This is a genomic window from Achromobacter sp. LC458 (assembly GCF_001005835.2).
Lineage (GTDB): Bacteria > Pseudomonadota > Gammaproteobacteria > Burkholderiales > Burkholderiaceae_B > Achromobacter > Achromobacter spanius_B.
Genome location: NZ_LBHW02000022.1, coordinates 1 through 15,527, shown reverse-complemented (window position 1 = coordinate 15,527; position 15,527 = coordinate 1). Strand labels below are relative to the sequence as shown.

The window sequence follows — 15,527 nt, the reverse complement described above, 5'->3', positions numbered from 1 at the left end:
TTTATCCCCGAATGCGGTCCGCTGAAGGGAACCCGCCGAAGTTGATCACTTCGTATTCGCCGAACCGCCTTTTGCAGTCGGACAGCAGCCCCGAACATCGATCCAGAGCCGGATCGGAAACAGGGTTTCCGTTGACGTCGAACATCCGCGACCCGGTGTAGCCGCAGTAGGTGCCGCGATAGCCGCCTTTCGTCAGCCAGCTGCACATGCCAGCGATGATCTGCCGGGATGGCAGCATCTGGCCATTGAAGTCCAGCGCGCTCGACAGCTCAAATTCCACCACCTCGGCGGTCTCGGCCGTCTTCTGCTGAATGATCCAAATTTCTGGCGGCAGCTCTTCGTCCGGCGCAGCCGTTGGATTGCCACCCGCAAAGTTGCGCGCATCCAGATACTTGCCCAGCGTTCGACGCACGACGATCCGCGCGCCCACCAGGTCATCCAAAGCGATGCACAGCGACGAGATAACACCCGCGATAGGGTTGCCATCGCCATCCAGCCCGATGTTGCCAACAGATAGAGTGGGCGTGGGCTGCTGCCCTTCTCCTACCTGCTCGAACCCATCAGCGTTGATAGCCCAAGGTTCGTATTGATAGCCCTGCCACCAGATCGGCCCTACCTGTGTGTAGCCGTGGAAGCGTTGAAGCGTACCGCCGACACCGGTGGCGTCCAGCTCGAATAGGTCGACCAGCCCCCCCACCTCCAGCTTTTGGACGTCTGCATAAATTCCCATGACGTCCCCTTAGGCCTGGATGCTCGCGGCCAGGATGAACACCGCGTCGATCTGCACCGCCGTAAGGCCAAGCGCCCCTGCGATTGCTCCGAGCATTTCGCTATCGCGGCGGAATTCCTGCAAGTCGGCCCACGCCCGGCGATACATGGCCGGCGTATCAGCATGGTCAATGACGGCCTGCGCAGCATCAAACAACGTACCCTCGCCGTATGCCGTCTGGTGCATCGCTTCACGGCCCTGGAAACGCGACACAACGGCCGGAACCAGCGCGGGAGGTTCTGGGCGTTCCACCAGAGCCGGTCTGCCTTCGCTATCTAATCCCAATTGATACCCTTGTGGAGGAGCGATCAGTTGGGCATGTAGCTCTTCACTAACCGGCAGAACGTCATCAGGCATATCGTTCCCGTGGACTTCGCGCACATAGAATCCGCCAGTACGGGGGGAGTAGAAGTAGTCCATTTCATCGTCCAATCGCAAAGTATGTTCCGAGTTGGGTCGCGGGTCCGACTGCGCCGCCATTGTTTATGTATCGTTTGCGGAATGCGAATGTGGTAAGGCCTCGGCCGTCTACCATTGCAGTGAGGGCCTGGGTTGCACCCGGGTTCCCTTCCATGGCCGCGAAAATCACTTCACATGCAGTCGGGAATGCGATGGGAAATGCCACTTCAGAATCCCCCGTTGCCGTGACGTACCCCCACTGATGGATGACACCGTCTGCGCTTCTCCGCCACCCACCACCGGCCGTGTTATTACCGGACGTCCATACAATGCCTTGGCTGGTCGAGTCCACCATCAGATTCAGATTGGTACCGGACCACCCCATCGTCAATGTGTTCCCGGATGAATTCAGCACGTAGCCTTGTCCGCCCTTGCCCGCAATCACATCGACCTTTCCACCAATTGAGGTACTTGACACGTTGGACCGGACATAGGCCGTACCATTCCACCGATAAAAGCCATCACCGTCCACGTAAATATCGCCCATATTGCTGGACGGCATCCACCCAGTGGTATTGAACGCCGACGTGACCTTCCAAGGTTGCCATACCCCCGTAGAGGTGTTGCCGAACCGAGCAAACTTCAGCGGCTTGCCTCCAGTCACCAGCAACGTCAGTTCTTGCGAAACAACCGTCGCCGCATTCCAGAAAACTTGCATGTAGCCTGCGGCCGAGTACCCCGGAAAGTTAGCGCCGCCTGCGACCGCCGATGCCGTCCAGCTGTAGAACGTGTTATCGGCCGTCAGCGTATTGGCGTCGGTCGCCGTCGTCAGAAATTGGTGCGTCATGCCAAGCGCAGACGTCAAGACCTCCTGCCACGGGGACCAAGTGGTGTTAATGGCCATTCGCCAGAACTGGCGCGGCCCCGCCGCTACTGAGACGTTTGTTGTGGAGGCAACCGTATAGACCTGCTTCGTTTGCCCGGCCGTTCCCGTACCAATAACCTCCAGCAAACCACCAATGGAAACTGGATAATTGCTTCCAGCCGTCGCGCCGGCGACCGAGGCCTGTCGGTACTGTCCCGGGACTTGATAGCTGTTCAGGTCATGAGCCGTCGTAGGTAAGGTAGTCGCAAGCGACATCTGCGCGTAGGCGGTGCCATTCCAGCTATGCCATCCAACCCCATCTACGTAGACATCACCGGCATCGGCCGTTGGAAGCCAACCGGTGGATGAAACCGCGCCGATCATCCGCCACGTCTGCCAAGCCCCACCAGCCCTCGGATCGCCATAGCGTTGAAAGATGCGGGGCTTTCCATTACCCACCGGCAGCGTGCATGTCTGGATGACGCGACCCCCATCGAGATAAGCCACTTCGACCAGACCTCCGATGATGTTGGAAGTCGGCGGCCAATTCGTGCCGCCGGTAAATGGCGTAGCGGACGTGAAGGTGTAGAACGTGTTATCCGCTGCAAGCGTGTTTGCGTCCGTCGCAGTGGTAAGGAATGTGTGGGTCATCGCCTCGCTGAATTTGGCGAGACGGACCCAATTACCCCAGCCCGCAGTGGTCTTATTGCGGTAGTAGATCGTGGAATTGTCGGTGAAGTAGGTCCGATACCACTGATGCGCTTGAATATTTCCCGCCCCCCCACGCTGAACAGTGAGGACACCGGCCACCTTCTCAGCCGGGTAGTTGCTACCTGCCACCGCACCAGCCGTAGCGTTCTGTCCGAACGTCCCATCCTGGTCATACGTGTCAAGGTCATGGGCGGTAGCCGGCAGAAGAACCGGCGCGGGCAACTGCGAGATCGGCTGGCGCCCACCTGCGTCCAGTGACCCCACTCCATTCGCAGAGGCCTTTTGCGCCACCGGGATGGCCGCATCAGCCGTGGCCTTCACCGCTGCCAGCGCCGTCGCATCGACTACCTCTTTCCACACCGACCACAGCGTTGCCGTCTGACGCACGCGCCAAAACCGCTGCATGGACGCCAGCACGTTGGTGCGCGTGGTGTAGATCTGTAGGACGGGCGTACCCGCCGCTACGACTTCCAGAAAGCCCACGTTTGCCACAGGATAATTGGTGCCCGCCGTGGCCCCTGCAATCGTCGTCTGGTAGAACGTGCCGGGAGTGACATACGTATTCAGGTCGTGCGCGGTCGTGGGCAATGCAGCCGAATAGACCACGGGCGCCTGTGCTGCCAACAAGCGACCATCCGCGCCCAAAGAGGCGAAGCCATTTGCTTGGCCCTTTCCATCAAGCACGCCCTGAATCGCGATGTTGAGCGCCGAGAAATTCAGATTGGCCTTTACGAGCGCGTCGCGTAGCGGATCGCCCTTCTTATCGTTGGGCGCAAGGCCTACGTTAATAGCTTGGATATCAACCATGTCTACGGCCTAAATACTTGTTGGAAGGTGGCGGAAACCGAATAAACGTCGCCACCTACCGGGTTGATGTTGTACGTGGGGGCCTCGTAGTACCCCTCCGCGCCCATCGGCGGTGTCCACAGAAAAGATGCAGTGCCTGCGTGCCGATCCAGGAATCTGACAAGCGCTTCCATTTCTTCCCTGCCACCCGAAAACGTCAGGGGCCAGGACTGCACCTTGTTGTTGATCCCGTCGCCGGCCACTTGTCGGTAGCCGTCGCCGAATTGCGCAGTAAGGCGCCGGAAGGTCGTCACGCCAGTAGGCTGGCCCGTGGACCGCCATGTAAATCTTTCAGCCATTAGGCCCTCCCATTGCGTGCATTCCAGGCCGCGCCCCCAGGCTTGTGCGACCGGGTAATCTCGCTGCGCACTAGGGCGACGATCCCATCTGCCAGGCGGTCGCCCATTTCGCTTTCACCGGCGCCTTTGCGTTCGTCCTTGCCGTCCGCTGTGACGTTGACCTGAATCGATATGGACGGCGCTGCCGCAGCGGCCGACCCGGCACCAGGCACGCTGCTTTTCAGCGGCGTGACGTAGCCACCATTGGCCCCGCTCATGAGGTACGTTTGCCCGTCTTCTGAATAGAGCTCAGGCCCTAACTCGTTGACGCGGTAAAGCGAGTTAGCCGCTGTCGGTCCGCCCGAAGCCCGCGCACCGGCCACGGCGCCCCAGGACCCGCTCATACCTTCCACACTGCCCGTCGCGGCCCCGCCCATGCCCTGATAGCTGGCGCCCGCAGATATGCCGCTTGCTGCCGCGCCAGCCACAGCGCCGACGATGCTGCCGACCATGCCCACAATCGCTTGCCGGGCGGCAATGCGCGCCAAGTCCGAAAGCACCGAAGTCGCGAAGTCCTTGAACGACAGCTTCCCCGTGGTGGCGAACCGGACAATGGCATCCTCCATGCCCTGGAAGGCGTTGGAGAACAACGCCTTGGTCTGGCCCGCTACGTTCGAAGCGGAGTCCAGATAGTTGGCCAGCGCTGAAGTCGCGCCGTTCTTCCAGTCCCCTTGCGCCGTGCGCACCTGATCGAAGTACTGCTGCTGCATGGACAGCCGCAGACCCAGGTGTTCTTGCAGGAGCGCCGTCTCGCTGCGGTACGTCTCCTGCGAGATCTGCCCCGATGCCATCGAGCGGTCAAACTGCGCCTGCTGGCGCTGGTGGTCCCGCAGAATCCCTTGACGAGCGCGAAGCTCCTCCTGCGCACGGTCGCCCAGCCCTACCCCGGCCACCTGGTCGGCATACTGCTGTTGCTCCAGTTCCCGAGTGGAGGCCAAGCTGGCGCGCAGTGCGTCTACCTTGGCGGTTTCCTGCTTGGTGCGGAGTTCCTTTTCTGCCGCAACGTTCAGATCCAACTGGCGCCGTAGCAGATCCTGCTGGGCGAGCAGGCTCTTTTGATCGGCCGTTAGGCTCTTCTTATCCTTCAGGTCGGCAATCTGCTGCTCGAACTCGGCGCGCTTCTGCCCCCAGGTAGCAAGCTTGCCCTCGCTGCCAATCTGAGCATGCAAGGACGCTTCTGCCTCCCGGTACTGCTGCAATAGCTTGGCTGCGGCGTTCTCCGTATACGCCTTGACCGCCGGATCCTTGTACTTGTCATTGATCTGGTCGATCAGCTTCTTCTGCGTCTCCAGGGTCGCGCCAGTGAGCTTGGCGTCGTCCTTGACCTGCGCAATCTCCCGCTCGCGCTTCTGGCGATTGGTCTCCGTTTCTTTGGCAAGCGCCGCCAGTCGGGTCGCGGCGGCGATCTTTTCGGCTTCCTGGCGCTTCTGCGATCCCACAATTGCAGCTTGGTCGGCCTGATCCTGCAACGCTGCGGCCTCAGCGATCAGGCGGCGGCTCTCCTGCTCTAGCGGCCTGGCGCGCCGGCGCGCACCACGCCCACCATCCCCAAAAAATGCCTGCGATTCGTCCGTCTGAGGCGCGGCATTGGCGCGCATCTGCGCCAGTTCCTCGTTAACGGCGCGCAGCTTGCTCGTCAAGTCATCAAAGCTCGGGGCACGCCCGAGGCTCTTCATCGCCTCCCAGGCGCCGCTGGCCCCCTGCTTGACCGCATCCCAGGCGGTTTCCAGCGTGCCCAGGTTCTGCCGCACCTCCTCGGCCTGCTGCTTCACCGCGTCCGCATAGGTGCGCTGTGCAAGCGCGGCAGCTTCCTGCGTTCGCCCTTGCCGCTCAAGGCTGGCGATCTGTTGGTAGATCTCAAGCGTCAGGAAGTGCTGCTGTTCGTTTAGGGCTGCGATGGCCTCAGCTGGCTTGCCGCGCAGCGTTTCGAACTCCTGCACGGTGTCTGCGAGGGCCTTTCCGGTGGCGCGGTTCATAGCCACCGCCGCCTCGCCGACGGCCGCAAAGTTCTGCCCGGCGATCTTGCCCGACCCCGCGATTAGGTTGAGCGCTTCCACCGCCTTGCCACGAGCGCCCGCCACATCGGCAATACGCGTGGCAAGGTTCGACATGCCGGCGGCAGTCTGGCCGGCCGCATTCCCTGAGAGAATCAGCGTCTTGGTGAATTCGGACTGTTCGCCCTTACCAGCACCCACGGCAACGGCGAAGAGCGCCACGGCTGCGGCGGCAAGTCTCCACGGCGTCACCAACCCCAACACCGTGCTGCCCAGCGCACGCGCCGCCGGCACGATGCCCCCGAACATATCCTTCAGTTGACCGCCCTGTTGGAGCAGGACCGTAAGGGGTTGCTGCCCGCCCTGGAGCGAGACCACTATGTCGGTGATTTGCGCAGGAACACCGCGAAGCGCGGCAGACTGCTGGGCGGCACTGACCCCGTACTGATTCAGCTGCTTGCCGGCAGCAGCCGCCGCCGTCCCTGTCGCCGCGAGCTTGGTCTTCAGCTCATCCAAGATCGAAGTCGGCACGCCACGCAGGGCCGCGTTGTATAGGATCTGCTCCTTTCGGGTCATCCCTATGGTGTTGGCCTGGTTCACCAAGGCGTCAACACGGCGGCGCTCCACAGCAGCCAGCTTCGTGTAGTCCGCTTGCGCGGCCTGCGACATATCGCTGGTGCCGCGCTTGGCCGAAGCAATCGCGGCGTCAAACTGCGAGGTATCGACAACAATGTCTAGCCGCGCAGTGCCAATGCTTTCCTGTGCCATGTTCAACTCTTATGGAAGATTTCCAGGGCCGCCCGCTCGATGATCCGAAGAACGTCCATGATTTCCTGCTGCTCCGCATTAGCAAGCTCTTGACGGTCCAGATCGTGATACAGGACCCCGTAATCCAGCCCTATCGGACCTCCTGCCCCTACGCGCCATTGGGTGTAGTTGCGGGTGAAGAGGTTGAACGCCGACACGTGGTCCGGCCAGAGTTCTACGCACGGCCGGGGAAAGTCGCTAACCCTTAACCCGGCCATCGCTAACGTTGCGGCTGATGGCGGCTCGAATAGAAAAGCCGCCACAGCCTCCGTCAGTTTTTTCGGCGTTCGACCCGGATGGCGTCGTTGAAAGCGCTGGCGATAGCCAAGTCGGCGCCCGGCTGGTGCTCGCAGAGCAAATCGATCGATTCCTTGCACACGGGCATGTCCGCATCCCACTTATCGATCAGCAACAGCAACAAGTCCGCAGTGGTGATTTCGTCGTTCGCCAACTGCTGCATCAGGGCGTCGTACTCTTTGCCGGTCTTGTGCCGATACGTGACGTTCAGTTGCTGCTCGCGCCCTTGGCCGACGATGGTGATGCTGGCGTCAATGGTCGGGTTCGATTTGATCTTGAACGTCATTACGCGGCCTCGTAGCGGATGGGGTCAGCGATCAGCGAGAAGACCGCAGTGTTCTGCAAGTTCTCGTTCACCTGGCCCACGGGCACCTTGTTGAAGGAGGGGTAGGCGTAATAGAACAGCGTGGAGCCGTTGGGCAGTACGCCGCGAACGACGACCGGTTCGCGCAGACGGTCGGCCTCGATCAGCGCCGCATACCACGGCTTATCCGGGTCGTAGTCCAGCGATACGGTCATGGTCATCGCGTTCTTGAACGTGGGCTTCTGGCGCTGGCGGCTGGTGGGATCTTCGACGTACTGATAGTTGAAGAACTGTTGATCACCGCCGGCCATCACCACGTCGCGTACTTGGTCCAACTCGACCCAGGACGTGACGGCCTGAAAGCTGCCGGCGCCCCCCGCTGCCGGGTAAAGCACTGTGCTGGTGGTGTCCACGCCCTCGAGCTCGAAGCTGTCGGCGTCAGCATTGGCGCTGCGCGCGACCGTCTCGTTCAAGTTGGTCCAGGCCGATTTCAGAACCAGGATGGATTCGTCCGCCGGCGGCGTTGCCGCCGAGGCGACGGCAGGCTTCGCGTTGGTGATGGCAGTGATGGGCACCGCCGCAGCCAGCGCGGTCGAAATGGCATAGCGGGTGCCGTTGATGAAGATGGAAGACATTTGTGTTCCTCAAATGAAAAAACCCGGCGCGGGGCCGGGTCGAATGTGGAGGGTCAGAATCAGGAGGGAAGGAACCAGATACCGAAGTCCTGGCGGGTGCCGTACTTCTTGATCGCCTCTTCGTAGAGGCTGACCGGTGCGCCGTAGGGCTCCACGGCGGGAAAGTCACTTTCACAAAGCGCTGTGCCGATTGCGTCGGCAATGGCGCTCGCCTCGGCGCGACTTGTGGACCAGACGTAAAGCTGCATGCGCTGGTGGCGCTTTTCGCGTCGCTTGCCTTCGACATACCACTGCTCGATGCCGCCGGCGCCTTGGTAGACAATCAGCGGAAACACCGGCTTGTCCGGCGTGACGTCCGCGTATGCCCTCCCGTCCACTAGAGGCCCCAAGAGCGTCTTCAGCTTTGCTTCAAGGCTCATCGTTCCCCCCTTGGGCAGCCAGCAACTGCGGCAACCGCTCGCGCCCGCGTTTAACCATCGCGGCTTGCGCTCGAGTCGTCGCCGCCTCATACGCGGGTCGCAAGAATGGATGGGCAGGCACCCATTTGGGCGTCGCCAGCTTGCGGCGCTTGTCGGTGATATAGCTGCCGTCCGGTTTCCGAATCACCGCGTAGATTTGCCAATGCCCAAATTCCACGAGGTGACCGTGGGGCGCCTTGCTTTTGTTCCAGGTGACGGCGTACTGGACTTCCTTTTCGGTGGAATACGCCTCCCGAAACGCCAAATAGATCGCATTGGCCAGGACGCCCTTGTGCGTGCTCACGCGGGCCTTGGCCTCGTCCCGTAGCACCTCGCCGCCAGCAACGGCCATGGAGCGCGCGAGGCTGACCCTTGCGGGACCAAGCAGGCGATCCAGACCCGCCGACCAGCCGGACGTGTCGAACGTCGCCTGTAGCCCCTTAGCCATCGCCGCCCCCCTGCTCGCAAATCAAATCGGTCCATTCGCGGCCCGCCAGATCCATGCGAACGTTTTTGATGTCAAACGGGTCGCCCACGGGCGCGCCGTTTTCCAGTTCGAGCAGTCGCATACCCTGATCGATCCCGCGCCGGAACCGGATCCGAAAGCTGTAAGCGTTGATCGACGCGCCCACGTTTTCCTGGTTGCGTGTGATGGCGCCCATTCCAGTCTGTCCGCGCGGATCCGCCCAAACGGTGGCTACCTCGACCCACTCATCATTGGGCTGGCCCACCTCATCGGTTCCGGGCTCACGGCGTTCAATCCGCACCAAACGGCGCAGGCTTGCGGCAGCGATGCTCATACGCCAAGCCCCACACGAAGCGGTTGCAGCAAAGCCTGCGCGCCGATAGGCAACGTGCGCGTTTCCGGCCCTTCTTCACGGTTCCGATACAGACTGGCGGCGATCAGAAGCACCGCCGCGCGGATGGCGGAAGTCACCAGCATGGGATCGTTGCCGGCCGTGCCGTCAAGGACGCCCGCAGCCAGCTGCTCCGGCGTCGGATACACGCGCCGATTCAAATACGCCTGCGCGCTTTCCTCAGCGGTGGATCCATAAACCTCAAGCAGCGAGTCGTCCGTGGAGTCAGCGCGGCAGTGCGTGCGGAGCAAATCGATCGTGACCAGTTCCATTTACGCGCTCCGCGCCGCAACCCCGGCTTGGATGGCTTCAATCACAGACTTGCGCGCCTTGCCAGCCTCTTCGGCCGCCAGCAGGCCGCGTAGCGCTTCAGGGTCGGCAATTGCGGAAACCGCATCCACCACTTCTGGTGCGTTCTTGCCGAGCAGGCCCGCGTAGTCCACCGACTGCGCCGGTGCACCGGGGCCGCCCTCTTTGTTCTCGGGCGCCGGGTTCATCTTGTTTTCCGGGGTCGGGGCGGCCTTGCCGGCGCTCGCACCGATCAAGCCCAAGCGGAGCAGTTCCCGCGCCCGCTCGCCCGACACGTCGATGGGCCGACCACGCTTCTGATAGCTGGCTCCATTAAGGAACCCCTTCAGGGAGACATAAGACATGATTTTCTCCTTGGCGGCGGGCCAGCAACCTGGCCAGCCCGCACATCAGAATGCCGATGCCTTACGGCGTGGCAGTGAACTCGCCGTGCACGAACGATTCGGGACGGTAGACCGCCATGGCCAAGCGTTCCTCGGCGCGGATGGTCACCATGTTCTTGCGGAAGTTGTCGCTGTCTTCCGTCGACACTTCCACGGCGGCGTCTTCGCGGTCAAAGACCTGGGCGGCAATGTTGAAAGCACCGACCAGGAATTCGCCTTCCGGCACCGCCGTGGTGTCCACCACGGGCAGCTTCCACAGGCGCGGCACGCCACCTTCCACGACGTTCACCCAGATGTAGCGACCTTGCTCGTCCTTCTGGAGTTCGATGTCCGCCCAGTCCACCGGGTTCAGCACGATGCCGCTGGCGCGGTATTCGGCAACGCGCACTTGAAGAATCGCGCGACGCAGCAGGTCGATCTTCGTATCGCCTGCTTGGCGCAGGGCTTCGTTGAACGGCGTGGCCTGCGGAATCAGGCCCAGCAAGTTCTGCCCGGTGCCGTCACCGGCCAAGATCTGGTTTTCTTCAACGTACTTCAAGCCGAAGATCGCGCGACCGTTGATGTAGCTTTGCAGCAGCGGAACGTCGGCCAGCACCTGCTTGGAAGCCAGGAACCAGTGGGCGATTGTCTTGACCGTGGTGGTCTTCAGTTCGAACGACAGATCCGATTGCGGCTTGAGTGCCGTCTCGGCGACAGGTGCCGCCATGTTCTGAAAACCGGATTCCTGCACGAATTCGACCGAATTGGACCCGGTTCGGCCGGGCATGATCAGGTCGCGGATGGTAAACGGGCGATCCGGGCCGGAAATGATGCCGGGCACACGGGTCGGCTGAATGGCGACGCCGACGCCGCCGGTGCCGGTGGTCGAACTGGTGATGCTGGTGACCGCCTTCACGTTCATGCGAGCGATGCCGCGACCCTTTGCCGCCAAGCCGGTAAAGTCGTCTGATTCGGTGAACTGCTCGCCGATGGACTTTTCGGCCTGGTCGTCATTGGCGGTGCCACGGCGGGCCAGCTTCTGTTCCACTTCGACCAGCCGTTCGGTCAGCGCGATACCGCTCTTCGACAGGGTTTCGAGGATGTTCTTGGTGTCGTCCAGAACCTTGCCGTGTTCCTTGATTTCGGCGGATGCCTTTTCGGCGAATGCCTTGATTTCGTCGTCGCGCTCGTTCAGAGCCTTGACCAGGCCCTTCAGTTCGAGGGTGTCATCCAGACGCCCTGCGTTGTCGGCGGACTTGCGGCCGAATTCGTGCTTGTGTGCCAGATTGGTGTAGCGGCCCATATGGTTACCTTTTAAAAGTCGGGAGTTGGAGCCGGCCGATCTGCTTGATCAGTCCAGCGGTTTCTTCTTTCGCCTCGCCCCCGGACTCACTCCGGTCAAGCAGGTGTTTCAGGCCACGGTTGGCGATCACCGCGGCCTGAGATTTCGAGAAGCCTGCCTCGCGCAGGAACCGCTCAAAATCGGGTAGATCCGGCATGCCGCCGTGGGCAATCCGGGCCTTAATTGCGTCAACTCGAGCCTCCTCGTTCGCCGGCGCGGTCACGATGGAGATTTCCACCAGATCCAGGCGCTTGAGCGTGCGGATGCGCGTCTTTTCGTCGTAGCTGTCCTCGCGCACGTAGTAGCCGATGGACAGGCCCGTGATCGCGCGCGTCTTCATGCCGCGATAGGCCGTCTTGGCGTACGTTGCGTCATCCAGCCAGAGTTGGCCGGTGCCGTGCAGCCCGTGCGCGTCTTCCTTGAGCTGATCGATGTCCCAGTTCCCAATCGGCTCGCCGCTGCGGTGTTGCCACAGGACCGGAAAGGTGCGGCCTTTCGCTCGGGTCTGTTCGATGCTGTCCATGAACGCCCCCGGGGCGACCACTTCGTTGTAAGAATCGACGACGCCGAAGACAGAGCCGTAGCCAGAAAAAAGGCCGTCATCCTGGACGGCCTTCACGTCGTAATCGAACGAGCGGATATGCATCGCTGCATCTTTGCGCTTCATGTCTTGTCCTCAAATGTCGGTAGGCCCAGCCAGGCCGAGAGAGCCGATTTGGCGTGTTCCGCGCCCGCCGTCTCGCCCAGCAGGTCGATCGGTAGCAAGTTGGATTGCACAGTCAGCACATCCGCATTGCCGCCACGGGCCGGCAGGTTCTCCTTAAGGCGGCAGTCATCGCGCGTGTAAATGCCGTTCTGCGTCATCACCGAATAGAACGCCGCGCGGGCCGCACTGTCGGCCCGCAGCAGACCCTCGACGTTGAACTTGGCGAAGTACAGCGGCCGTTCGGCAGGCTTCAGCAAGGATTTGCGTATGGACTGCTCGATACGGGTCAACCAAGGCCGAAGCGAGAACGATAGGAAGGCGATCATCTGCTGTTCGATACCCGTCCCCCAGCTGCTGGATTTCTCGGTATGCCCGACCATCCACGGCGGCACCCGGAACCATCGGCAAATTTCCTCGACGTTAAACGCCCGGGTGGCCAGCAGTTGCGCGTCCTCGGGGTTCATGGGCACCTGCTGGTACTTCATGCCGGCCTCAAGGACCATCGTTTTGCCGGTGTTCATCGCGCCGGCGAACTTGGCCGATAGGCTGTCGCCCAGTTCCGTGCGCTGGGCGGGGTTCAGGATCTTGTCCGTGGACAGGACGCCGCCCACATTCAGACCGTTGGCGAAGATCTTCGCGCTCGCTTCGTCGGCCGCCAGAGATGCGCCGATGACGTTGGCGCCGTATCGGATAGTAGACATGCCGATCAGGCCGTCCAGGCTGAAGGCAGCGATATGCCACATACGGTCCTCCGGGATCACCCGATGCGTACCGTCCATGTCGTTGTAGCGATACTCGATAGAGCCGTCAGCGAGGCGTCGTACCTGCATCCGCCAGGGGTACAGCACGTCAATCGCAATAATCCGGTCCTTGCTCATTCGCTTTTCGGCGAAAGAGTTTCCCCAAAGCAGCAGACAAGCGACAAGAACCTCCCAGAACTGCACGGAGGTCATGTCCGCATTGGGCTGATGGCGCAACAGCGTATACAGATCAAGGTCCGTCGCCTCGACGGCCTCGCGCCCTTCCCTGCGGTAGAGGTCAAAGGGCAGGGTCGCTATCGTCTCGGCAAGGATCCTGACGCAGCTCCAGACCGCCGAGAGGGTCAGGGCGGATTGAGCCGTGACCGCCTTGCCGCTGGCCGAGCCGCCACCGCCCCATGCGGCCCAGAACGCGGTATCCGTCAGTCCCAGCTTGCGCCCGATCCAGTCGCTGAGACTCGACTTCACACCATCGACCTGAGCCGACCGGACGGAGGGCGCGACGCTGCGGGCAAGAACCTTCGAAAAAGAGCTATTGGCCATGCGTCACCCCCCGGATGCCGCGAAGCAGGTAGCCCGCCACAACGAAAGACACGACGGCCCCGCTGACCAAACACCACCCGGGCCCTGCCAGCAGGTAGACGCCGCCGGCGAGCATGGCAACGCCTGCCAGCAGCACGAGCGCCAGCAGAATGATTGCTGCCTTCATAGATTTATCCGATAACGATGGGGTTGGCGAAGAACCCGTCCAGGCTCTGAAGCCCCCGGGGCTCAGGATTGAGCGACAGGAGAAAAACGGCGTCAAATAGCGCCATGAGCGGGTCGATTTTTGCGCTGCCGGAAACCTGCTTGTTGATCGCCAGCGCGTTGCCCTGCTGTACGGTCTTCGCGTTGCCGACACACCAAGCCATCAACGGGCGCCCCCCGTGCAGCATTTCCTGCCCGGCGACCTTGCGTTCGGTGGTTTTGATCGCGCCGTTCAGGCGCCAGCCCTGCGAAATGGCGGTGATCTCTTCCAGCGTGAAGTCGCGCCCCGGACTGGTGAGTTCGTCAACGATATCGCCGATGCCGGAGCCGTCAACGCCGATGCACAGCTTCTCCGGCAACAGGCCCCGGTCGCGCACGCGGCAAACAATGTCCGCTACCTCGGCCACGTCATCGCCAGGCCGGTCTACGATTTTCAGGTCGCCCTGCTTATCGAAATCCAGCAGGGCGGGCGCAATTTCCGCCCGACGCTCCAAGACGATCTTGTGCGCCCACGCGCGCCCCCAATGCAACCAGCGGCGCGTGCGGATCTCGCGGCCCACCAGGGCAAAGCCCAGCAAGTCGTCCAGACCGCCCCCGTCGATGCCGACCACAACCACCTCGCAGCGGTCCAGAAAGGCGTCCAAATCGGCCAGGCCTGGATCGCCTTGCGCCACCCAGAAGTCGGCGCCGGCCCAGCGGTTTGATCGCAAGCTGAGGCCGATCTGAACGTTCAGGTGTTTGGCCAGGAACTTCTGGCTTGACCCGTCATGCTTGCCGAGGTGCTTCTTGAGTTCGTCCTCCAGCCATTCAGCACTGACCGAACGGCCAAGATTCGGGTTGGTGATGTAGAAGTTCTCTGGCAGCAGATAGGCTTTTGCCTCGACCATTTCATCGGGAAATTCATAAAGAACCCCCAACGTCTTGCGGTCGTCAATGTTGCCGTCGCGCACGTCGCGCCAGTAATCCAGCTTTTCCTTGAAGACGCCCGCCGGCGGATCGTCGCTCTGCGTGGTCAGGTAGATCACCCATCCCTCATCGCGCGATACCTGGCCGCCCAGCGCTTCCATGAACATCGCCGCAGCATTGGCGCGCTTGCCGAACAACCACAACTCGTCCACCAGGATCCTGCCCGATTTCTTGCCCGATACCGTGTCGGTGTCGGCAGCAACAACCTTGAGGCTGTTGCGCGTCACGCGATGGGTGATCGTGCGAATGTGGTCTTGAATGTGGAACATGTCCGACAGGTCTTCGTCCGCGCGGATCATGCTTGCTGCCGGCTTGAAACTGTTATCGGCGACTTCCTTCGTGGGCGCCAGGATCAGATGTTCCTCTTCCTCGCGCCAGCACATCACCAGGGCCGTAAGCATGATGCCGGCGGCAATGGTGGACTTCGTGTTCTTCTTGCTGATGAGCAAACCGTATTCGCGGATCAACTGCTTTCCGGTCTCGGCGTCGTAGCCCCCGAAGATTGCCCGCACGAAGTCGAACACCCATTCTTCGGAGCATTCCCCAAAGGTCGGTTTGCCCGGCAGGTCCACCACGCGAAGCTGCTTGAAGATGTTCAGCGCGAATTCCGCCTGGTCTTCGAAGATCGGCGGCGGAATGATCGACCGGCGTTCGCGCAGGCGGTCCGCCCAATCTGGGCACGCGGTTGTCCATTCCATGGGTTAGCTTCCGACGACGCGCAGTTTCGTGGGCGGCTGCGGCGCGGAGAAGCGGCCAGCAACCCGCTTTGCCGCTTCTTTCTCTGCGTCCTTCTTTCCGCCCTCGCCTTTCTTGGCATGTGTGTATTGCACAGCGGCAATCGCAGCTCGCACCTGTAGCGCAGTTGCCTCCAACTGCCCCAGTGCGACTTTTTGCAGAAGGTCCAGCATGTCATCCGCTTCGATCAGCGGCGGCGGGGCCTTCGGCTTGTCATCCACCTTTTTGCGCGGTCTGCCGGCGCCCGAACGAGCGCCGCCGCTGCGTCCTTTGACTCCAGCCATTTGAATTCCAATTTGAAAAGGGGAAATTTTCTGCGCGT

19 protein-coding genes are annotated in these 15,527 nt (G+C 61.6%); all 19 read right to left on the bottom strand.

Annotation, left to right across the window (positions count from 1 at the left end; genetic code table 11):
* Nucleotide 1: 1 nt before the first annotated feature.
* The gene (locus YH64_RS18415) at nucleotides 2–730 is read right to left on the bottom strand and encodes a phage minor tail protein L (protein ID WP_046806240.1); all 729 of its coding nucleotides are present in this window, start codon (nucleotides 728–730) and stop codon (nucleotides 2–4) included.
* Between the two features lie 9 nt (nucleotides 731–739).
* A complete protein-coding gene (locus YH64_RS30220) occupies nucleotides 740–1,189 on the bottom strand; it encodes a hypothetical protein (RefSeq protein WP_185975395.1) in 450 nt (149 codons plus the stop codon).
* A 1-nt stretch (nucleotide 1,190) separates the two neighbouring features.
* Nucleotides 1,191–3,551: a pyocin knob domain-containing protein gene (locus YH64_RS18405; protein ID WP_046806241.1), complete on the bottom strand. Its 2,361-nt coding sequence runs from the start codon at nucleotides 3,549–3,551 to the stop codon at nucleotides 1,191–1,193.
* A 2-nt stretch (nucleotides 3,552–3,553) separates the two neighbouring features.
* On the bottom strand, nucleotides 3,554–3,889 hold the full coding sequence (locus YH64_RS18400) for a phage tail protein (RefSeq protein ID WP_046806242.1): 336 nt from the start codon (nucleotides 3,887–3,889) through the stop codon (nucleotides 3,554–3,556).
* Nucleotides 3,889–6,690, bottom strand: a complete 2,802-nt coding sequence (locus YH64_RS18395; protein ID WP_052946074.1) for a phage tail tape measure protein — start codon at nucleotides 6,688–6,690, stop codon at nucleotides 3,889–3,891. Before YH64_RS18395 ends, YH64_RS18400 begins: the two co-directional genes overlap by 1 nt.
* A gap of 2 nt (nucleotides 6,691–6,692) precedes the next feature.
* On the bottom strand, nucleotides 6,693–6,947 hold the full coding sequence (locus YH64_RS18390) for a DUF1799 domain-containing protein (RefSeq protein ID WP_046806243.1): 255 nt from the start codon (nucleotides 6,945–6,947) through the stop codon (nucleotides 6,693–6,695).
* A gap of 53 nt (nucleotides 6,948–7,000) precedes the next feature.
* The gene (locus tag YH64_RS18385; protein ID WP_046806244.1) at nucleotides 7,001–7,312 is read right to left on the bottom strand and encodes a phage tail assembly chaperone; all 312 of its coding nucleotides are present in this window, start codon (nucleotides 7,310–7,312) and stop codon (nucleotides 7,001–7,003) included.
* Nucleotides 7,312–7,965 carry a phage tail protein gene (locus tag YH64_RS18380; protein WP_143215435.1) on the bottom strand — a complete coding sequence of 218 codons (654 nt, stop codon included), beginning with the start codon at nucleotides 7,963–7,965 and terminating at the stop codon, nucleotides 7,312–7,314. The genes YH64_RS18385 and YH64_RS18380 overlap by 1 nt, the downstream gene beginning before the upstream one ends.
* 59 nt (nucleotides 7,966–8,024) lie before the next feature.
* Nucleotides 8,025–8,384: a DUF3168 domain-containing protein gene (locus YH64_RS18375; protein ID WP_046806246.1), complete on the bottom strand. Its 360-nt coding sequence runs from the start codon at nucleotides 8,382–8,384 to the stop codon at nucleotides 8,025–8,027.
* The gene (locus tag YH64_RS18370) at nucleotides 8,374–8,871 is read right to left on the bottom strand and encodes an HK97 gp10 family phage protein (RefSeq protein WP_046806247.1); all 498 of its coding nucleotides are present in this window, start codon (nucleotides 8,869–8,871) and stop codon (nucleotides 8,374–8,376) included. Before YH64_RS18370 ends, YH64_RS18375 begins: the two co-directional genes overlap by 11 nt.
* Nucleotides 8,864–9,223 (bottom strand): phage head closure protein, encoded by a 360-nt coding sequence (locus tag YH64_RS18365; protein WP_046806248.1) that lies wholly within the window; start codon nucleotides 9,221–9,223, stop codon nucleotides 8,864–8,866. Before YH64_RS18365 ends, YH64_RS18370 begins: the two co-directional genes overlap by 8 nt.
* A complete protein-coding gene (locus YH64_RS18360) occupies nucleotides 9,220–9,552 on the bottom strand; it encodes a head-tail connector protein (protein ID WP_046806249.1) in 333 nt (110 codons plus the stop codon). The genes YH64_RS18365 and YH64_RS18360 overlap by 4 nt, the downstream gene beginning before the upstream one ends.
* Nucleotides 9,553–9,933: a hypothetical protein gene (locus tag YH64_RS30215; protein WP_185975394.1), complete on the bottom strand. Its 381-nt coding sequence runs from the start codon at nucleotides 9,931–9,933 to the stop codon at nucleotides 9,553–9,555.
* 61 nt (nucleotides 9,934–9,994) lie between these two features.
* Nucleotides 9,995–11,254, bottom strand: a complete 1,260-nt coding sequence (locus tag YH64_RS18350) for a phage major capsid protein (protein ID WP_082134569.1) — start codon at nucleotides 11,252–11,254, stop codon at nucleotides 9,995–9,997.
* Between the two features lie 4 nt (nucleotides 11,255–11,258).
* Complete coding sequence (locus YH64_RS18345; protein WP_046806250.1) at nucleotides 11,259–11,960, bottom strand: HK97 family phage prohead protease; 702 nt, start codon at nucleotides 11,958–11,960, stop codon at nucleotides 11,259–11,261.
* Nucleotides 11,957–13,300: a phage portal protein gene (locus YH64_RS18340; protein WP_082134570.1), complete on the bottom strand. Its 1,344-nt coding sequence runs from the start codon at nucleotides 13,298–13,300 to the stop codon at nucleotides 11,957–11,959. Before YH64_RS18340 ends, YH64_RS18345 begins: the two co-directional genes overlap by 4 nt.
* Nucleotides 13,290–13,466: a hypothetical protein gene (locus YH64_RS30210; RefSeq protein ID WP_185975393.1), complete on the bottom strand. Its 177-nt coding sequence runs from the start codon at nucleotides 13,464–13,466 to the stop codon at nucleotides 13,290–13,292. Before YH64_RS30210 ends, YH64_RS18340 begins: the two co-directional genes overlap by 11 nt.
* A gap of 4 nt (nucleotides 13,467–13,470) precedes the next feature.
* Nucleotides 13,471–15,168, bottom strand: a complete 1,698-nt coding sequence (locus tag YH64_RS18335) for a terminase large subunit (protein ID WP_046806251.1) — start codon at nucleotides 15,166–15,168, stop codon at nucleotides 13,471–13,473.
* Between the two features lie 3 nt (nucleotides 15,169–15,171).
* Nucleotides 15,172–15,527 (bottom strand): hypothetical protein (locus tag YH64_RS18330; RefSeq protein ID WP_221935909.1); only part of this gene is annotated, 356 nt, incomplete at its 5' end.